This is a genomic window from Pseudomonas sp. 01L34 (assembly GCF_056400265.1).
On record NZ_JBFTSX010000010.1, the window covers coordinates 60,490 to 79,414 of the forward strand.

Annotated in this window: 18 protein-coding genes; 12 read left to right on the forward strand and 6 right to left on the reverse strand. The window is 58.4% G+C overall.

Annotated elements, in window-relative coordinates; translation table 11 throughout:
- Positions 1–603 (forward strand): molybdenum cofactor guanylyltransferase MobA, encoded by a 603-nt coding sequence (mobA, locus tag AC1DQM_RS26605; RefSeq protein ID WP_064616757.1) that lies wholly within the window; start codon positions 1–3, stop codon positions 601–603.
- A gap of 76 nt (positions 604–679) precedes the next feature.
- The gene (locus tag AC1DQM_RS26610) at positions 680–901 is read left to right on the forward strand and encodes a YgdI/YgdR family lipoprotein (protein ID WP_064616755.1); all 222 of its coding nucleotides are present in this window, start codon (positions 680–682) and stop codon (positions 899–901) included.
- Between the two features lie 84 nt (positions 902–985).
- On the opposite strand, the gene AC1DQM_RS26615 is transcribed toward AC1DQM_RS26610, so the two are convergent.
- From AC1DQM_RS26615 to AC1DQM_RS26625, 3 genes are all read right to left on the reverse strand, one after another.
- Positions 986–1,876, reverse strand: a complete 891-nt coding sequence (locus tag AC1DQM_RS26615; RefSeq protein ID WP_477747081.1) for a pseudouridine synthase — start codon at positions 1,874–1,876, stop codon at positions 986–988.
- Between the two features lie 72 nt (positions 1,877–1,948).
- A complete protein-coding gene (locus tag AC1DQM_RS26620) occupies positions 1,949–2,269 on the reverse strand; it encodes a hypothetical protein (protein WP_007895054.1) in 321 nt (106 codons plus the stop codon).
- A gap of 160 nt (positions 2,270–2,429) precedes the next feature.
- Positions 2,430–2,672, reverse strand: a complete 243-nt coding sequence (locus AC1DQM_RS26625; RefSeq protein ID WP_019582515.1) for a glutaredoxin family protein — start codon at positions 2,670–2,672, stop codon at positions 2,430–2,432.
- A 199-nt stretch (positions 2,673–2,871) separates the two neighbouring features.
- On the opposite strand from AC1DQM_RS26625, the gene AC1DQM_RS26630 reads away from it, so the two are divergent.
- On the forward strand, positions 2,872–4,584 hold the full coding sequence (locus AC1DQM_RS26630; protein ID WP_477747082.1) for a cation:proton antiporter: 1,713 nt from the start codon (positions 2,872–2,874) through the stop codon (positions 4,582–4,584).
- A gap of 1 nt (position 4,585) precedes the next feature.
- Here AC1DQM_RS26630 and AC1DQM_RS26635 read toward each other — a convergent pair whose 3' ends face one another.
- Positions 4,586–5,794, reverse strand: a complete 1,209-nt coding sequence (locus tag AC1DQM_RS26635; protein ID WP_064621209.1) for an ammonium transporter — start codon at positions 5,792–5,794, stop codon at positions 4,586–4,588.
- Positions 5,795–6,099: 305 nt separating this feature from the next.
- On the opposite strand from AC1DQM_RS26635, the gene AC1DQM_RS26640 reads away from it, so the two are divergent.
- The 9 genes from AC1DQM_RS26640 to AC1DQM_RS26680 all read left to right on the forward strand — a co-directional run bounded on the left by AC1DQM_RS26640 (position 6,100) and on the right by AC1DQM_RS26680 (position 17,535).
- The gene (locus AC1DQM_RS26640; RefSeq protein WP_477747083.1) at positions 6,100–6,414 is read left to right on the forward strand and encodes an ElaB/YgaM/YqjD family protein; all 315 of its coding nucleotides are present in this window, start codon (positions 6,100–6,102) and stop codon (positions 6,412–6,414) included.
- A gap of 1 nt (position 6,415) precedes the next feature.
- A complete protein-coding gene (locus AC1DQM_RS26645; protein WP_018930007.1) occupies positions 6,416–6,805 on the forward strand; it encodes a phage holin family protein in 390 nt (129 codons plus the stop codon).
- A complete protein-coding gene (locus AC1DQM_RS26650; RefSeq protein ID WP_064616749.1) occupies positions 6,802–7,143 on the forward strand; it encodes a hypothetical protein in 342 nt (113 codons plus the stop codon). Before AC1DQM_RS26645 ends, AC1DQM_RS26650 begins: the two co-directional genes overlap by 4 nt.
- Before the next feature lie 124 nt (positions 7,144–7,267).
- Positions 7,268–8,431 (forward strand): EAL domain-containing protein, encoded by a 1,164-nt coding sequence (locus AC1DQM_RS26655; RefSeq protein ID WP_477747084.1) that lies wholly within the window; start codon positions 7,268–7,270, stop codon positions 8,429–8,431.
- Positions 8,432–8,498: 67 nt separating this feature from the next.
- The gene (locus AC1DQM_RS26660) at positions 8,499–9,830 is read left to right on the forward strand and encodes a deoxyguanosinetriphosphate triphosphohydrolase (RefSeq protein WP_477743440.1); all 1,332 of its coding nucleotides are present in this window, start codon (positions 8,499–8,501) and stop codon (positions 9,828–9,830) included.
- A 171-nt stretch (positions 9,831–10,001) separates the two neighbouring features.
- The gene (locus AC1DQM_RS26665) at positions 10,002–10,406 is read left to right on the forward strand and encodes a response regulator (RefSeq protein ID WP_018930010.1); all 405 of its coding nucleotides are present in this window, start codon (positions 10,002–10,004) and stop codon (positions 10,404–10,406) included.
- A gap of 255 nt (positions 10,407–10,661) precedes the next feature.
- Complete coding sequence (locus tag AC1DQM_RS26670) at positions 10,662–11,288, forward strand: response regulator transcription factor (protein WP_007940027.1); 627 nt, start codon at positions 10,662–10,664, stop codon at positions 11,286–11,288.
- A gap of 8 nt (positions 11,289–11,296) precedes the next feature.
- Positions 11,297–14,557: a transporter substrate-binding domain-containing protein gene (locus AC1DQM_RS26675; RefSeq protein WP_477747085.1), complete on the forward strand. Its 3,261-nt coding sequence runs from the start codon at positions 11,297–11,299 to the stop codon at positions 14,555–14,557.
- A 32-nt stretch (positions 14,558–14,589) separates the two neighbouring features.
- Entirely contained in the window at positions 14,590–17,535 is a 2,946-nt protein-coding gene (locus AC1DQM_RS26680; RefSeq protein WP_477747086.1) for an HD domain-containing phosphohydrolase, read from the forward strand.
- Here the strand turns inward: AC1DQM_RS26680 and AC1DQM_RS26685 are convergent, their stop codons facing one another.
- Positions 17,536–18,018 (reverse strand): GAF domain-containing protein, encoded by a 483-nt coding sequence (locus AC1DQM_RS26685; protein ID WP_111455020.1) that lies wholly within the window; start codon positions 18,016–18,018, stop codon positions 17,536–17,538.
- Positions 18,015–18,905, reverse strand: a complete 891-nt coding sequence (locus tag AC1DQM_RS26690; protein WP_019650558.1) for an ATP-binding protein — start codon at positions 18,903–18,905, stop codon at positions 18,015–18,017. Before AC1DQM_RS26690 ends, AC1DQM_RS26685 begins: the two co-directional genes overlap by 4 nt.
- Positions 18,906–18,925: the final 20 nt, after the last annotated feature.

Genomic DNA, 18,925 nt, shown 5'->3' on the forward strand with positions numbered 1-18,925 from the left:
ATGACCTCGGATACACCTTTGGCGCCGTGCTCCATTTTGCTCCTGGCGGGTGGGCGTGGCCAACGCATGGGCGGTCAGGACAAGGGTTTGCTGGAATGGCACGGCGAGCCACTGATCGCGCATCTGCACCGCAAGACCCGTCTGCTGAGTGATGATCTGATCATCTCCTGCAACAGAAACCTGGAGAAATATGCGCCTTATGCGGATCAGCTGGTCCATGACGATGAAGGCGACTTTCCGGGACCATTGGCGGGTATTCGCGCTGGCCTGAAGGCCGCCCGCCACACGCACCTGCTGGTATTGCCCTGCGATGTGCCATGCATCGATGCGGCGCTGCTCCAGAACATGCGTGAAACTGCCGCGCAGCATCCGGACAAACCGCTGATGCTACGCCATGGAGAACACTGGGAACCTTTGCTGTGCATGATTCCCGTCGCTCTTTCAGGGGCTTTCGAGACGGCCTGGAACGAAGGCGAGCGCAGCCCGGGCAGACTGATGCGCAAATTGGGCGCCATGGCCCTGCAGTGCCCCGAGAACGACTCTCGCCTGGCCAACCTCAACACGCCGGAACTGTTAAGCACGCATCACACTGTGTCAGACTGATAATTGAAGGAACTTGCACGTGTTGCATACGTCTCAAGCTCAGCAATCAAAAGATTTTCCATTCGGAGACACACCCATGACCCAACGGACCCTCGCCACTTTCATGCTCGCCCTGGGCCTTGCGACCCTCGCCGGTTGTGCATCGCCTTCAGTGATCACCTTGAATGACGGTCGAGAAATCCAGGCCGTCGACGCGCCTAAGTACGATAAAGAATCGGGCTTTTACGAGTTCGAACAGCTGGATGGCAAGCACACCCGCATCAACAAGGATCAGATTCGTACCGTTAAAGAGTTGTAATCTTTGCGGCGACCATCGGATACAGAAAAGCCCGCTTTTAAAGCGGGCTTTTTCGTGACAGAAGAAAAACAGGATCGCCTATGATCACCACTCCAGAGTGATTGTGCTTTCGAACTCTCTTTCCTGCCCCGTAACCGGATCGACAAATCGCAACCCCTGGGCCAGCAGCTTCAAGGGATTGGCATAGTCGTCTTCAACATCCTTGAGCACCTGCGGATAGAACGGGTCATTGCAGATACCAGCCCCCAGGGCCGCCATGTGCACTCGCAACTGATGTTTCTTGCCTGTTACCGGGTAAAGCGCATAGCGCCAGAACTCACCGTTTTTTTCCCGGACCTCGACAGCCGTCTCGGTATTGCTGACGCCCGGACCTTCCTGCATGCGAAAGAACGGTTCGCCATCGATGAGTCGACTTTTATGAACCATCGGGAAGGTCAGTTCAGGCAATGCCCGGGCGATTGCTTCGTAGCGTTTTTCGATCTGGCGTGTAGGAAACAATGTCTGATACGCCGACCGACTCTGAGGATTGGCTGAGAACAGCACCAGCCCTGCCGTATGCCGGTCAATACGATGCAAAGGCACCAGATGCGGGTTATCCAGTCGCCGGATCAGTCGTCGCAGCAATGTCTGCTCCACATACTCCCCAGCCGGCGTCACCGGCAGGAAGTGCGGTTTGTCCGCCACCACCAGATGCTCGTCGGCATAGAGGATCGACTCCACCACCGGGATCGGTTTTTCGTCCGGTACTTCACGAAAATAATGAATCCGCAGACCTTCCTTGTAAGGCAGATCCAGGGCGATCGGCATGCCTTGTCCATCGAGGACACGACCGCGAGCAATTCTGTCCAGCCATTGCTCACGACCGATGGCGCTGAAGTGTTCGCACAGGCAATCGAATACGGTCTGCCACGGACCAGGCGGCAGATAGAGCGTGCTGGCCTGGTTGTGCGCAGCAGAAAACGATGAAGTGGACATACGAAAAACTCTAACCCTCAATGCAGGGCAGCATTATCCAACAGTGGCCGGAACGAACCTAGAAGAGAATCCTCAGGCCGGTATTGACTGCGTTCGAGCGGCCGCTTCGGTGAACTCCTTGAGCCAGCGCAGCACATCGACCGCTTCCCAGCGACCCGGATCATAGAGCGCATACAACAACCCCTGATAGCCCACGACATCGAGCTGCCGGTGATAACCCGCACGCTGAAACAAGGCTTCGATTTCGGCGAAACAGGTATTGAAATGCAGTTTGTTGAAAGGCGTTTTTCCTTCCGTGACCAGACCATCCAGACGCAACTCGAGAACCGCCTCGCGCACCACGTCCGCCGACATCCGGTTCACGCTGTTCTTCAATTGTTCGACATTGACCACATTTCATCCCTCTGACGTCCGGGATCATCTGCCCAAACCCGAACAGGGAGAAGCATGGCAGGCAATCCGAATAACTGTATAGACATACAGTAACCGAATAACCAACCTTTCGCCAACGAATGAAACGAGGATCGCGACAGGTGGGGCATCGCCAGCAGTGTCAGGACTCGCGCAGGAACGCCACCACCTGCTCGGCACTAAACGGCCAGCCCAGTTCAGCGCCGGTATCGACCCGACGCAACACCGGAATACGCAGGCTGTAGGCTTCGAACCAGGTTTCATCATCAGCGATATCCACCAGCTCCACCAACAGACCACGCTCGACAAACTCCATCAGCATGGCTTCGGCGACTTCACAAAGATGGCAACCAACGGTGCCGAACAGCTGACATTCAGGAGGCATGACGACAAGACCAAACGAAGTAAGCGCTCATTCTAGGCCCGCCATCAAACGCAGTCGAGCCGACGTCCGAGCAACGGTGACTTCAAGAGATTTCAGCAAAACTCTGACGCAAATCATTTGCGTCGCCGGTCATTTGCGCAATGCTCGCGTCTTTTTTGCCTCTACGCTTGAGTAGCCAGAACCCTCACCGGAGTTTTTTGTGTTTGCCAACTTGTTGATCATCCTCGCCTCCTCCCTGGTGGTGATTGCACTGTTCCAGCGCCTGCGTTTGCCACCGGTGCTGGGCTACTTGTGCGTAGGGCTGATGATCGGGCCGACAGCGTTCAACTGGGTGAATGAAAACGAAGATTTGCCCGATCTGGCCGAATTGGGCGTGGTGTTCCTGCTGTTCTCCCTGGGGCTTGAGTTTTCCCTGTCGAAGATGCTCGCACTGCGCCAGGTGGTGTTTGGCCTGGGCAGCCTGCAAGTGCTGGGGTCCGGAATCTTGCTGGGAGCATTGCTGATGCTGTTCGGCATGCCGATCACACCAGCCCTGTTACTCGGCGCCGGTCTGGCGCTGTCGTCTACCGCCATTGTCAGCAAGGAGTTGAGCAGCCTCGGCGAAATATTCAGCCATCACGGCCAGAATGCCATCGCCGTGCTGTTGTTCCAGGACGTGGTTGCGGTGTTGCTGCTGACGCTTGTGCCGGTGTTCGCCGGCAGCAGTGACCAGGCCTGGTATTGGGCGCTGCCGCTGACGCTGGCCAAGACCCTGGTGCTGTTCGTCGGTTTGCTGCTGGTCAGTCGCTGGTTTCTGCCACGGCTGTTCCATGAAGTCGCCGCGGCCCGGTCCGCGGAGCTGTTCGTGCTGTTGGCACTGGTGATTGTTCTGCTGACGGCCTGGCTGACTCACCTGCTCGGCCTCTCTCCTGCCCTGGGCGCCTTTCTCGCCGGCATGCTGCTGGGGGAAAGCCATTACCGACATCAGATCGAGGCCGATATCCGTCCGTTCCGCGATATTCTGCTCGGAGTATTCTTCGTCAGTATCGGCATGCTGATCGACTTGCGCCTGTTTGCCAGCCACGGCCTGCTGATTCTCGGTCTGACGTTGGGGTTGCTGCTGATCAAGGGCACCCTGGTCGCACTGCTGGTCAAATGGCGCGGCAGCGATGGCGAAACTGCATGGCGCAGCGGCCTGGCATTGGCCCAGGGGGGTGAGTTCTGTTTTGCCCTGATGGCGCAGATGCAACAGAACAAACTGATGCCCGCCGACCTCGGCGGCCTGCTGCTGGCGGCCACGTTCTGCTCAATGCTGGTAACGCCTTTACTTCTGCGCGCTGCTCCCCGCATCGCCATGCGTCTGCACCGCAAACCCAACAAAGCAGCCGAACTCGAAGAAATCAGCGCGCTCAATGCCGGCCTGCACAATCACGTGGTGATCTGTGGCTACGGCCGCGTCGGTCAATCCATCGGGCGTTTCCTGCGTCATGTTCAGCAACCGTACATCGCGTTGGACACCGATCCGGTGCGGGTCCAGGAAGCTGTGGTCAATGAAAGCAGTGTGCACTATGGCGACTCACGCCGCGGCGAGCTGCTGATCGCGATAGGGCTGGAGCGCGCAAGACTGTTGGTGGTTGCCGTGGACAAGACGGACATCGCCCTGCTGATTCTCAAGGAAGCACGGCGGTTCAACCCGACCGTGCCGATCCTGGTGCGCACCCGGGATGACAGCCAGTTGGCCGAGTTGAAGGCGGCCGGTGCCAGCGAAGTCGTACCCGAGTTGCTGGAGTCCAGCCTGATGCTCGCCTCCCACGCGCTGATCATGCTGGGCATACCCGGCCAGCAGGTGCAGGACCGGGTCGACCAGGTACGGCATGACCGCTATCGCCTGCTGCACGATTTTTACCCTGGCGCCGACGATGAGGAACGCTGATTCAGTCCTGGCTCATGGCGCCGATCTTGTGCACCGACAAATCCGCGCCGTAATACTCTTCTTCCTGGCTCAGGCGCAAGCCATGGACGGCCTTGATCGCGCCATACACGGCAAAACCACCGGCCAGCGCCACGACTACACCCAAAGAGGTGCCGATCAACTGGCTGATCAGGCTCACGCCCCCCAATCCACCCAAAGCGGTTTGCCCGAAAACGCCGCAAGCGATCCCGCCCCAGACACCACACAGCCCATGCAAAGGCCAGACACCCAGCACATCGTCGATACGCCATTTGCCTTGAGCCGCGGTAAAGCACCAGACAAACAGGCCCCCGGCGATGGCGCCGGTCACCAATGCGCCCACCGGGTGCATCAGATCCGAGCCGGCGCAGATCGCCACCAATCCAGCCAACGGGCCGTTATGCAGGAAGCCCGGGTCATTGCGCCCGACGATCAACGCCGCCACCGTGCCGCCGACCATGGCCATCAACGAATTCACCGCCACCAGCCCGCTGACCCCTTGCAGGGTCTGGGCGCTCATCACGTTGAAACCGAACCAGCCGACGATCAGGATCCACGACCCCAACGCCAGGAAGGGAATGCTCGACGGCGCGAATGCCACCAGTCGCCCGTCGCGATAACGACCTTGCCTAGGCCCCAGCAGCAACACCGCCGCGAGTGCCAGCCAGCCGCCCATGGCGTGAACCACCACGGAGCCGGCGAAGTCATGGAAACTGGCGCCGAAACGTGCCAGCAACCAGGCTTGCAGGCCGAAGTTGCCGTTCCAGACCACGCCCTCGAAGAAGGGGTAGATAAACGCCACGATCAGCGCCGTCGCGCACAACTGCGGGACGAACCGGGCGCGCTCGGCGATGCCTCCGGAAATGATCGCCGGTATCGCCGCGGCAAAGGTCAGCAGAAAGAAAAACTTCACCAACCCATAGCCATGGTCGGCGGTGATCACCGCCGCCGGTTGCATAAAACTGACCCCATAGGAAATCCAATAGCCTATAAAGAAGTAGGCCAGGGTCGAAATGGCGAAGTCACTGAGGATCTTCGACAAGGCGTTGACCTGATTCTTTTGGCGAACCGTGCCGACCTCAAGAAAGGCGAAACCGGCGTGCATGGCCAGAACCATGACCGCACCGATAAGGATGAACAACGTGTTGGAGCTATGGACCAGACTGTCCACAGCACTTTGCAGATTTTCCATGGATTGGCAGACCTGAAGGCTGAAAAAAGCACCAAAGCAGTTCGCGCAGATGGTCGGCGCACCAAGTTGCAGCCAATCCAGACCGCAACGCTGATCCGGATGAACCGCTTTGGCGCACAAGACCGCCGCCTCTGCGCGAGTTTTGATTGTTTGAGTTAGGGTTTTCCTGAAATCATGCCCGGCAACAGCGCAATAGCGCCGGCTGACGCACCACGACGTAGCAAAAGATGTACCAGTCATTTGTACTGAACCTTCGCGCAAGGCTCATACTCGAACGCTTCAGAAGCCACTTACGGAGATCACCAATGGCACGCACCAAGGCAAAGACTGCTCAAGAAATTCTGATGGAAGATTTTCAGACACTGGTCAGCGATACCGAACGGTTGCTGGAACACACCGCGTCCCTGGCCGGTGATCAGGCCGATGAGCTGCGCGAACAGATCCGCGACAGCCTGCTGCGTGCCCGGGAAACCCTGAGGCTGACCGAAGACGCCCTGCAAGAGCGCGGCAAAGCGGCTGTCGCCGCCACGGAAGATTACGTCCAGGCCAACCCATGGCAATCGGTCGGGATTGCAGCCGGCGTGGGTTTCCTGATTGGTCTGCTGGCTACTCGGCGCTAATATGGCAATCGATGAATCCGGCTCGTCCGCGACGGGCACCCGCTCTTCATCGCGGCGCCTGGGTGCCGCGTTTCTTGGATTGCTGCATAGCCATGTCGAACTGTTCGGCATCGAACTGCAGGAGCAAAAAGCACGTACCGTAAGCCTGTTGCTGTTTGCAGGCCTGACGCTGGTCTTTGCCTTGTTGTTGCTGGTGGGGTTGTCGACGCTGGTGTTGATCCTGTTCTGGGACACCTATCGCCTGGCGGCGATCATCGGGCTCTGTGTGTTCTACACCCTCGCTACGTTGTTCTGCGCGATGCGCTTGAGGGCGGCGATTTTCGATGAATCCTCACCCTTCCATGGCACCCTCGAGGAGCTGGCCAATGATCGGGAGCGTCTGTTGCCATGAGCATGCCTGAACTTCCCCGCAATAGTTCGCGAACGGAAATGCGCAAGGCACTGATCCGTCTGCGCATGGAAATGCATCGCCAGGAAATTCGCCACGAATCCCAACAACTGCTGCAGCCCCTGCAACGGGTGCGCGGCATGACACAAAGCCTGCAAGACGGCTTCGGCATCAAACACGCCCCGCTCTGGGGCATCGCCGCCGTGATCGGGTTGGGTTTTCTGACCGGCAAGGGTGCCAAGGGCGGCAGTATCGGCAGCCTGACCAAGCTGGTTAGCCTGGGCGCCGCACTAGGGCCGCTGATCAAGCTGGTCATGCAGAGCGCTTCGCGCAAACACTAATCAGTCTTGTCTGGCTGCATTCTTGCAATACCACCAGGATCAACCTCTTTATCGAGAGGTTGATCCTGCGTGCCTACCTGGGACCAGGTATTTATCCAGAACAACACCTTAATAAGGAGGCCTCGTGATCGACGGGCAACCGCTCGCCTGTTTTCAGCCATTCATCGATACCGCCACAGGCCGTATCGCGGGTGTCGAAGCGCTGGGCCGACTGCGCCAGGCCGATGGTCAACTGATCTCGGTAGGTGCGCTGTTCGCCGATCCGCGAACCCCGGCCATCGCCCTGCGACGTCTCGATCGCCAGATTCGCGACAACGCCCTGAGCCGTCTGCACGAAGCGCCCGCGGACTGGTTTCTCAGCCTGAACATCTCACCCCGCTGGATCAGCCGCTTGCGCCGGGACCAGGCACTGCCGAGCCTCAAGCAACTGAGTAGGCATGGTGTCGATGCACAGCGAATCGTCTTCGAGATCACCGAATTGGGCGGCGACAGCCAGCGTCTGGCTGAAGTCGTGGCCCGCTACCGGCAAGCCGGGGCGCGGATCGCCATCGATGATTTCGGTGCCGGTTACTCTCAACTCGATCGCGTGCTGGCCCTGCAACCGGACATTCTCAAGCTCGACATGCGGTTGTTCCAGGCCGCCGCACTGGGCGGTCCCAGCAGCGATGTGGTCAAGGCACTGGCGCAAATGGCAGAAAAAACCGGTTGCTGGATCATCGCCGAAGGCGTGGAAACCGAAGCTCAACTGAATTTTGCCCTGGAGTGCGGCTCACGCTACGTACAAGGCTTTCTGTTCGCCCGAGCGCAAGCGGATTTCTTCGCCACCGACGCCTTTGTCGAGCGCTTCGCGCAACTGCGCCAGCGTTACGTTCAGCAAAAGCTGACTGAACGCGCTCGCCTGATGATCATGCGCCAGCAACTCAGCGAACTGATGACCATCCTGCAAGCCTGGGCTCAAGCCAGCGCGCCCCTCAGCGCCTTGCCGCAGCTGGAAGCGTTTCCCTGGCTGTTGCGTTTTTATCAGTGCGACCGCCACGGCACGCAACTGACCCCCAACCTGGAATGGCGCAACAACGGCTGGGAAGCCGATAACCGCTACCTGGGTCATAACTGGTCATGGCGCCCCTATTTCTATCACTTGCTGGCCGAGGGTTGGGATGAGCGCCGTCTGACGCTTTCCAACACTTACCGCGACGCCACCAGCAATCAGTACTGCCTCACTGCGGGGCAGTTTTTCGATAACGGCGAACGGCTACTGCTCATCGATATCGACGCTGCGGGGTTGTAGTTCTCCTTGCAGGTACCGGCGCGAAACGGGAAGCTAGGGGTTCAGTCACCTGACGGAGAAACCAGCCTTGGATTGGCACACCCTGCTTACCCGCGAACGCCTCGGAAAACCTGTGCACAGCCCGGAAGAACTCGGCCGCAGTCCTTTCCATAAAGACCACGACCGGATCATTTTCTCAGGCGCGTTTCGCCGTCTCGGGCGCAAGACCCAGGTCCATCCGGTCTCCAGCAACGATCACATTCATACGCGCCTGACTCACTCGCTGGAAGTCAGCTGCGTCGGCCGTTCGCTGGGGATGCGCGTCGGTGAAACCATCCGCAGCGCGCTGCCCGACTGGTGTGAACCGAGCGACCTGGGGATGGTGGTGCAATCGGCTTGCCTGGCCCATGACATCGGCAACCCACCCTTCGGCCACTCCGGCGAAGACGCGATCCGCCACTGGTTCCAGCAGGCCGCCGGCCGTGGCTGGCTGGATGCCATGAGCGAAGCCGAACGCAACGACTTCCTCAACTTCGAAGGCAATGCCCAAGGTTTCCGGGTGCTCACCCAGCTTGAATACCATCAGTTCGAAGGAGGCACCCGGCTGACCTATGCCACCCTGGGCACCTACCTGAAGTACCCGTGGACGGCCCGGCACGCCGACTCACTGGGCTACAAGAAGCACAAGTTCGGCTGCTACCAGAGTGAACTGCCGCTGCTGGAACAGATCGCTCATAAACTCGGCCTGCCCCAACTGGAAGAACAGCGCTGGGCGCGCCATCCGCTGGTGTATCTGATGGAGGCCGCCGACGACATCTGCTACGCGCTGATCGATCTGGAAGATGGCCTGGAAATGGAGCTGCTGGAGTACGCCGAAGTCGAGTCCCTGCTGCTGGACCTGGTGGGCGACGATCTCCCGGAAACCTATCGTCAGCTCGGTCCACAGGATTCGCGGCGGCGCAAACTGGCGATTCTGCGGGGCAAAGCCATCGAACACCTGACCAACGCAGCAGCCCGAGCCTTTGTCGAGCAACAGGACGCGTTGCTGTCCGGCACGCTACCGGGGGACCTTGTCGAACACATGCATGGCCCGGCCAAACGCTGTGTCTTGAATGCCAAGGACATGGCACGCAAAAAAATCTTCCAGGACAAGCGCAAGACGCTCCACGAAATCGGTGCCTACACCACCCTGGAAATCCTGCTCAATGCTTTTTGCGGCGCAGCACTGGAGCAGCACAACGGTCGTACGCCCTCCTTCAAGAACCGGCGCATACTCGACCTGTTGGGCAACAATGCACCCGACCCGAATGGCCCGTTGCACACCTCTTTCTTGCGCATGATTGATTTCATCGCCGGCATGACCGACAGCTATGCCGGTGAAATGGCGCTGGAAATGACCGGTCGTTCAAGCCACGGATAACAGCGCATCGATCAGCCGCGTCAGCGACGTCTGAACGGCTGATCGAATGTCTCGACATTCATCTGTATTTCAACATCGACAGAATCGCCCTACACCTTGTGCAGAGCTGACTGATCGATTGTTCGACCATCTCGCGAAACAATTGCACACCCACTGCTCAACAGATGACGCATGAAAACTCCTACGTTCAAACACGATTGGCACATATTGCTGGTGGAAGATCATCCGTTTCAGCTGAGAGCGGCTCAATACCTGCTCGAGAGTTACGGCTTCACCCAACTGACCACCACTGACAGTGCCGAAGGCGCCTTGCAACAAATGCTCAAAGCTGCGCAACCGTTCGATATTCTTCTGTGCGACCAATGCCTGCCCGACCTTCCCGGTCTTGATTTGATCGAGTTCGCCAGTCACCGGGGAATGATCAGACAGGCAATACTGCTGAGCAGCCTGACATCCGCCGAACTGGAAAAACTTAAAACAGTAGCCTACGAACACGGACTTCCCTTGCTGGGTTACTTGATCAAGCCATTGAAACAATCAGATTTTAGAAACTTGTTGACCTTGGCCTCACAATAAAAAACACCAACTCTCACACACTAGAACCACATCCAAAACACAGATCAATACTTATAGCCAAACGCTTTTTAGCCTCTTGACCAAACTATCAAATTTTTAACCCTTCCTCATTCAAAACCTAGTTGACACGTAGTCCATTTCTTTTTCAGTTGTAGGACTTTTCCTATATTGCTGCTATCGGCTTGTCAGTTCATGCGCCCCCTCAACTACTGAGCTAAGGTGCGCGCTTTATTTGTGCACGTATGGGATTTGATTATGAACTCCGTTTTTATTGTCGACGATCACCCTGTCATCCGCCTTGCCGTTCGAATGCTGCTGGAACATGAAGGTTACAAAGTCGTCGGCGAAACTGACAATGGCGTCGATGCCATGCAAATGGTGCGCGAATGCATGCCCGACCTGATCATCCTCGACATCAGTATTCCCAAACTGGATGGGCTGGAAGTGCTCTCACGTTTCAACGCAATGAGCACGCCATTAAAAACACTGGTGTTGACTGCACAATGCCCAAAACTTTTTGGTATTCGCTGCATGCAGTCAGGTGCATCAGGGTATGTATGCAAACAGGAAGAGCTCAGTGAACTGGTAAGCGCGATCAAAGCAGTATTATCAGGTTACAACTACTTCCCCAGCGAGGCCTTGAACCCAGTTCGTTGTGACGACGCACAGTGGGCAGACCTGGACTTGTTCAAATCCGTAAATGATCGAGAGTTGATGGTATTACAACTTTTTGCCCAAGGTCGCACCAACAAGGAAATTGCCAAGGGCATGTTCCTCAGCAACAAGACTGTCAGCACCTATAAAAAACGACTTATGCAGAAACTCAAAGCCAAATCTCTGGTTGAACTCATCGATATGGCAAAACGTAACGCGCTAGTGTGAGGAACAGGATGCCCAGTCGTTTGAAGGATTATCTAAGACTCATGGTCACGGCTTTATGCATGAGTACCCCGGTGCTCGCGGCGCAGACAGCCAGTGAAAACTACACCCTGCTCAGTCGCTCAACGACCGGGCACATGGAAGTCCGACTGGATACCTCACAACGACAATGGGTCAAAGACAAACGTGAATTGATCCTGGGCACATCAGGCCCGGATTATCCGCCTTTCGACCTGACCCTCAGCGGCCACGACTACGAAGGTTTCACCGCCGACTACGCCGGCATCCTCGGCAAGGTTACGGGGTTGCCCGTCAAGGTTCAGCGCTTCGCGTCCCGAGGGGCTGCGATCGAGGCACTGGAAAAGGGTCAGGTCGACATGCTCGGCACCGCCAACGGGTTCGAGGCCGACAATGCCGACATTGCGCTGTCCATCCCTTACGCGGTGGATCAACCCGTGCTGGTCACACGGGAAGGAGAAACCCGATCACTGACAGATGGACTCGCCGGCCTGCGGCTTAGCATGGTCTATCACTATCTGCCCCTGGACGAAGTCAGGGCGCTGTATCCGAAGGCAATCATCACCTCCTACCCGTCCTACCAGAATGCAATCAACGCGGTTGCCTTCGACCAGGCCGACGTTTTTCTCGGTGACACCATTTCAACTCATTACATGATCAACAAGGGGTATCTGAACAACATCCGCATGGCCAACTTCGGTAAACACGAAGCCCATGGTTTCAGCTTTGCCGTACAGAAGGACAACCCGGACCTGCTCGGGATCATCAACGCGGTACTCAAGGCCATCCCCACCAGCGAACGGGAAAACATCGCCAAACGCTGGAGTGCCGGCAGCGACATTCTTCTCACCGATCAAAAACTGCAACTCACCCACCATGAAGAACGCTGGCTGGCGCAGCATCCGGTTGTGCGGGTGGTGGTTAATGAAGCATTTGCGCCGCTGACGTTTTTTGACAGCGACGGCAACTTTCGGGGTGTCACGGCTGACCTGCTCGAACTGATCAGATTGCGCACCGGTTTGCGCTTCGAGATCCAGCGCAGCCGAAGCGATGACGAGATGGTCGAGCAGATCGCCAACCAGCAGGCCGACCTGATCGCCGCCCTGCTCCCCAGCGCACAGCGTGAAACGATGTTGAACTTCAGCCGCCCGTATCTGGAAAACTCCTTTGTCCTGCTGACACGCAAAGCGGCCGACAGCCCGACCAACCTCAACCAACTGCAGGACAAACGCCTGGCCATTGCCCAGGGCAATCCACTGGTGGATTACCTGCGCAGCGAGTTTCCGCGGATCAATCTGGTCGAAACTCCAGACACATTCAGTGCCGTGGAGTTGCTCGCCGAGGGCAAGGCAGAAGGTGCGGTGAACTCATTGGTGATCGCCAATTACTTCATCTCATCGCGGATCTTCGAGCGGGCACTTCAGATCACCACCACCATCGGCACCCAGCAGGCGGCATTTTCCCTGGCGACCGGGCGCGACGCCAAAGAACTGAATGCCATCCTCGACAAGGCGCTGTTGAGCATCGCACCGGAAGAGCTGGGCATCATCAATAACCGCTGGCGTGGCTATTCGGCGGCCTCGCAAAGTACCTGGCGCAACTATCACAGAGTGTTCTATCAGATCGTTACCGGTGCTGGCGTACTGCTGCTGATCTCCGTTGCCTGGAACGCCTATATGAGACGCCAGATAAAACAGCGGCAGGCGGCGAAAGAACGTGCCGATGAAGCCAACCGGGCTAAAAGCACCTTTCTGGCAACCATGAGCCATGAGATCCGCACGCCGATGAACGCGATCATCGGCATGCTGGAGCTAACACTCAAACGCATTGATCCTGGCCATCCGGATCGACCGGCCATCGACGTCGCGTATCACTCGGCAAAAGACCTGTTGGAACTGATCGGGGACATTCTCGACATTGCGCGCATCGAATCCGGACGTCTGAGCCTGAGCCCGGAACGCGTCAATCTGGCTGAAGCCGTGGCCTCGGTGGTGAGGATCTTCGACGGGCTGGCCCGGCAAAAGAATCTCGGACTGCACCTGGCATTCAACCCTGCTAAACCTGCGACCGATGTCCTGCTGGACCCGATGCGTTTCAAGCAGGTGCTGTCCAACCTGGTCAGCAATGCAATCAAGTTTACGCAACAGGGTCAGGTCAGGATCAGCCTCGAGTTGCAACCGACCGACGAGCCCGACCGCATGCAGCTGCAGTTGCTGGTTGAGGACAGTGGCGCCGGGATCAGCGAGCAGGATCAGCAGCGACTGTTCGAGCCTTTCGTCCAGGCCAATAACTCCATCCAGTTACCCAGGGGCGGTGCGGGGCTGGGACTGGTGATCAGCCGCAATCTGTGCGAAATGATGGGCGGCAACCTGCAATTGAGCAGCCAGCCTGGGGTCGGCACTCAGGTTCGGGTTTCGCTGAATCTGGCAACCCTGCCGCCTGTACAGATGCCGGAAATTGCCGAGCCACAGATTCACCAGAGCGCTGCCCCCTTGAACGTTCTGGTGGTCGATGATCACCCGGCCAATCGCTTGCTCATGTGCCAGCAACTGGAGTTTCTGGGGCATCGGTTCAAGGTTGCAGCAGATGGCGAGGCGGGATTGGAGGCGTGGAAAGATCAGCCATTCGACCTGGTGATTGCCGATTGCAATATGCCGATCATGAATGGATATGAGATGGCTCGTGCCATTCGCCAACATGAACAGCGCGTGCAGCGCCCTGCCTGTACCGTTCTGGGTTTCACCGCTAATGCGCAACCGGAGGAAAGACAACGCTGCAAACAAGCCGGGATGGACGATTGCCTGTTCAAACCTCTCAGCCTGACAGCCTTGAGCCAATGGATCGAAGGCATTGCACCGACGGTCCGCGACCCGGCGTTCAGTCTGGAGGGGCTGCACCTGTTGACCGGTGGCAACCCGGCACTGAACCGGCGATTGTTGACCGAGCTGCTGAATAGCAACCACCTGGATCGGCAAACGCTGCTGACGTTGTCCCGGTCAAACGACCGGCAGTCACTCCTCGACATTGCCCACAAAATCAAGGGAGCGGCGCGAATCGTCCAGGCCTCCCGACTGATCGACAGTTGCGAGGCGCTCGAAAAGGCCTGCCATAACAGGCCCCACCACGATCAAGTGGCCGATTGCAGCAAGTCCATGGAGCGCGCCATGCTCGAACTGGATCACGCGTTGCGACAACAGCTCGCACGCCACGACAAACAGCAGAATGACGGAGCGTTAACTATGCTGGAAGGCTGAGCAGTGTGTTCATCGTCATGGAGAAATCTGCAATGCCCAGCCCACTGCACCCGGACCAGCGCCGATTTCCCCTGCACATCCATATCAGCGTGATGTTCACGTTCCTGCTGTTGCTGACCGGGGTGGTGCTGGGCATTTTCAACTATCGACAAACCACCCGGATCATTCTTTCCAGCAGTGAAAAGCTCTTCAATCGCATCGAGCAGGATGTCCGTCTGGACCTGCATCGCACCTATGAGCCGATTCGTCATCTGCTGAGCCTGCTGGCGGACAATCCGGCAACCCAGGCCGCCAACCTTGAGCAACGCCTGGCGTTGCTCAAGCCCTTCAGTCAATCACTCACGGACAACCCCGATCTGGCCTCGCTGTACCTGGGCTACAGCAATGGCGACTTTTTCATGGTTCGCCCCCTGCGCAGCGTCGCCCTGAAAACGCAGCTCAAGGCACCGGACACCGCGGCGTATCAGGTATGGAGCATCGAGCATCCAGGCGGCGGTCAGGTCCGCTCCCAATCCTTGTTTTTCGATCAGAACCTGGCCCTCGTCAGCCGTCTGGACAACCCCGACGAAATCTACGATCCACGCACCCGCGCCTGGTTCTCCAGCGCCCGCAGCGACCGTGATCAGATCACCACCGAGCCCTACCTGTTTTTCTCCACCCACAATGTCGGCACAACCCTGGCGCGGCGCAGTGGTGAGCAAGCGGTGATGGGGGCCGACCTTACGCTGGCGGAACTGTCAGCGACCCTGGCCAAACATGTGGTGACGCCCGGCACCGAAATTGTGCTGCTCGATGCCGAGGGTAATGCCGTCGCCTACCCCGACAGCAGCAAACTGATCGTCGACGACCAGACGGCCCGGCTGATCAAAGCCGCCGACCTGAGCCCCAGCCTCGCGGCCCTGCTCACCAGTCCCCCTGAGATCAATCGCCTGAACGCCGCGGGTCGTCAATGGATCGCGGCGCGCAGCAGCATGCAGGAGGGTGGCCCACAGGGGCTGCAACTGGCGCTGCTGGTGCCGGAAGACGAATTGCTCGTCGATGCCTACCGCATGCGCTGGCAAGGCGCGCTGATTACCCTGGCAACGCTGCTGTTGTGCCTGCCCATGGGTTGGCTGACCTCGAGGGTCCTGGTCACCCCCCTGCGCGCCCTGGTACGGGAAGCCGATGCGATTCGTAGTTTCGATTTCAATTTTCCGGCCAGCCGTCGCTCGCCGGTGCTGGAAGTCGACCAACTGAGCGTGTCGATGGCGCGCATGAAAGACACCCTGGCGAGTTTTTTCCGGATCACCGAAAGCCTGAGCGCCGAAACCCGTTTCGCCCCCTTGCTGCAACGGGTGTTGTTTGAAACCGTGCAGATCGGCCAGGCCCAGGCCGGTCTGATCTACCTGCGTGAAGGTGATGAAAATCGCGTGGAACCTCATGCGCTGGTCATCAACGGCAGTTCACAGGCCTTGCCGCCATTCGACATTCAAGGACACGTACCCCAGGATTTTCAGAGCCCTCAGTGGATGCAAACACTGTCGACCGCCGACAATGTCGTCACCTCCCTGGGCTTCGAACAGGCGGGGGATCTGCAGAAAGTCTTGCTCGCGCTGGAGTGCCCGCGGGTTCATCTGGTCGGTATTCGGCTACACAATCGTCATAACGAAACCGTGGGGCTGCTGGTCTTGCTGCTGGCCGACAGCGGCACGCAAGACGACCTGGAAAAACTGCGCCCGGATCGCATCGCGTTTCTCCAGGCGGTGTCTGGCGCGGCCGCTGTGAGTATCGAAAGTCAGCGCCTGCAAGCCAGGCAAAAACAGCTGCTGGACTCATTCATTCAGCTGCTGGCCGGCGCAATCGATGCCAAGAGTCCCTACACCGGCGGGCACTGCCAGCGAGTACCGGTACTGACGCTGATGCTGGCACAGGCGGCCGCTGCCAGTCAGGACCCGGCCTTCCGTAGCTATCAGCCCGGCGAAGATGAATGGGAGGCGCTGCACATCGCCGCCTGGCTGCATGATTGCGGCAAGGTCACCACCCCTGAATACGTGGTCGACAAAGCCACGAAACTTGAGACCCTGTACGACCGCATCCACGAAATCCGCACCCGTTTCGAAGTCCTCAAGCGTGATGCCTGGATCAATTATTGGCAGGCCATCGCCCTGGGGGGTGACGAGTCGCCTCTGGCGCAATTGCGCAATGCGAGCCTGGCGGCGCTGGATGATGATTTCGCGTTTGTGGCGCGCTGCAACCTGGGCAGCGAGGCCATGGCCGAGGCCGATCTGCAGCGGTTGAACACCATCGCCCAACGTACCTGGACCCGAACCCTGGATGATCGGCTTGGCGTTTCGTGGGAAGAGAACCGGCGCCAGGCCCGGACCCCGGTGCCGACCCTGCCGGTCAGCGAGCCACTGCTGGCGGATAAACCCGAGCATCTGCTCGAGCGCGCCGACAGCGAACTGATCCCGGACGACAATCCCTGGGGATTCAAGCTCGACGTGCCCCGATACAAGTACAACCGGGGCGAACTGTACAACCTGAGCATCGTCCGAGGCACCCTGACCCGCGAGGAGCGTTACATCATCAATCACCACATGGTGCAGACGATCCTGATGCTCAGTCACCTGCCCTTCCCCGGTCACCTCAATAACGTCGCGGAAATCGCCGGCGGCCACCACGAAAAAATGGACGGCACCGGTTATCCCAAACGCTTGAAGCGCGAAGACATGAGCCTGCCGGCGCGGATGATGGCGATTGCCGATATTTTCGAAGCGCTGACCGCCGCCGATCGCCCCTACAAGAAAACCAAGTCCTTGAGCGAAGCGCTGGGCATCATGGCCACCATGTGCCGTGACGCCCACATCGACGCTGAATTGTTCGGGCTGTTCATCAACGACGAAATCTACCTGCAGTACGCCAGCCAATTCCTTGAGCCACAGCAGATAGACACCGTTGACCCGACAAGCCTGCTGATCAAGGCTGGCTTGAAGGCCTGATCAGCAGTCGGTCAGACGCAGGAAAATCGCCGCCAGTTGCTCGATTCCGGCCTGATCGTCAGCGGTAAAACGCGCCAGCTTCGGGCTGTCGAGGTCCAGCACGCCGATCAGTCGACCGTCCTTGACCAATGGCACGACGAGCTCACTGTTCGATGCGCTGTCACAAGCGATGTGGCCGGGGAATTCATGTACGTCTTCGACCCGCTGGGTCTGCAAGGTGGCAGCGGCAGCCCCGCACACGCCGCGACCGAATGGAATCCGTACACAGGCGATCTGCCCCTGAAACGGGCCAAGCACCAGTTCTTCGTTGCGATTAAGGTAGAAACCGGCCCAGTTCAGGTCATCGAGCTGGTTGAACACAAACGCGGAAAATTGCGCGGCGTTGGCGATAAAATCACGCTCGTCCGCCAGCAACGATTCCAGCTGTGCCCATAGCATGCCGTAGCCCTCAAGGCCCTGGCCGCTCTTTTGTAAATCGATCATGCCTTTTGCTCCAACAGCTTCAGCCCGACCCAATAGCGGGCAAATTGATACGCGCAACGTCCGTTGCGATTACCCCGGCCCGTGGCCCAGCGCACCGCGAGGATGTCCAACTCTTCGTCACGCTGCCACTTGAGACCGGCCTTGTCGGCCAATTGGCCGATCCAGTGCTCGACGACGTTGAGGAAATGTTCCTGAGTAAACGGATAGAACGACAGCCACAGGCCAAAACGGTCCGACAGTGCGATCTTGTCTTCCACCGCCTCATTGGGATGGAGCTCGCCATCGACCCTTTTCCAGTTTTCGTTATCGCTTTCCTTTTCCGGCACCAGATGGCGACGGTTGGAGGTGGCGTACAGCAGAACGTTATCTGGCGCCTGCTCGAGAGAGCCATCGAGTACGCTCTTGAGCACGCGATAATCGCCCTCGCCCGACTCGAACGACAGGTCATCGCAGAACAGCACAAACCGTTGAGGCAGCTTGGCAATCTGCTCGACCACTCGCGGCAAGTCCGCCAGGTGATCGCGCTCGATCTCGATCAGCCGCAGGCCGTTTCTGGCGTGTTCGGCCAGCAAGGCGCGCACCAGCGACGATTTACCGGTGCCCCGCGAGCCCCAGAGCAAGGCGTGATTGGCAGGCATGCCGTCGAGGAACTGTTGAGTATTGCGGCCCAATTGCTCAAGTTGCCGGTCAACGCCGATCAGGTCGGACAGGCGCATGTCGAGGCTGACTTGCAGCGGCAACAGAAAACCGTTGCGACCCTCGCGTTGCCAGCGTGCGGCCAGGCAATGTGTCCAGTCGACCGTTTGCCGAGGCGCCGGCAGCAGCGGTTCGATACGGGCCAGAACGGCATCGGCGCGTTCAAGAAAAGCATTCAATCGGGAATCCACGTCTTCTCCTCGGGCACGTT

Coding starts and splice junctions, on each gene's coding strand:
- mobA (WP_064616757.1), top strand. CDS start 1: ATGACCTCGGATACACCTTTGGCGCCGTGCTCCATTTTGCTCCTGGCG.
- AC1DQM_RS26670 (WP_007940027.1), top strand. CDS start 10,662: ATGAACTCCGTTTTTATTGTCGACGATCACCCTGTCATCCGCCTTGCC.
- AC1DQM_RS26625 (WP_019582515.1), bottom strand. CDS start 2,672: ATGCCTCCTGAATGTCAGCTGTTCGGCACCGTTGGTTGCCATCTTTGT.
- AC1DQM_RS26635 (WP_064621209.1), bottom strand. CDS start 5,794: ATGGAAAATCTGCAAAGTGCTGTGGACAGTCTGGTCCATAGCTCCAAC.
- AC1DQM_RS26640 (WP_477747083.1), top strand. CDS start 6,100: ATGGCACGCACCAAGGCAAAGACTGCTCAAGAAATTCTGATGGAAGAT.
- AC1DQM_RS26680 (WP_477747086.1), top strand. CDS start 14,590: ATGCCCAGCCCACTGCACCCGGACCAGCGCCGATTTCCCCTGCACATC.
- AC1DQM_RS26665 (WP_018930010.1), top strand. CDS start 10,002: ATGAAAACTCCTACGTTCAAACACGATTGGCACATATTGCTGGTGGAA.
- AC1DQM_RS26645 (WP_018930007.1), top strand. CDS start 6,416: ATGGCAATCGATGAATCCGGCTCGTCCGCGACGGGCACCCGCTCTTCA.
- AC1DQM_RS26615 (WP_477747081.1), bottom strand. CDS start 1,876: ATGTCCACTTCATCGTTTTCTGCTGCGCACAACCAGGCCAGCACGCTC.
- AC1DQM_RS26650 (WP_064616749.1), top strand. CDS start 6,802: ATGAGCATGCCTGAACTTCCCCGCAATAGTTCGCGAACGGAAATGCGC.
- AC1DQM_RS26685 (WP_111455020.1), bottom strand. CDS start 18,018: ATGATCGATTTACAAAAGAGCGGCCAGGGCCTTGAGGGCTACGGCATG.
- AC1DQM_RS26675 (WP_477747085.1), top strand. CDS start 11,297: ATGCCCAGTCGTTTGAAGGATTATCTAAGACTCATGGTCACGGCTTTA.
- AC1DQM_RS26610 (WP_064616755.1), top strand. CDS start 680: ATGACCCAACGGACCCTCGCCACTTTCATGCTCGCCCTGGGCCTTGCG.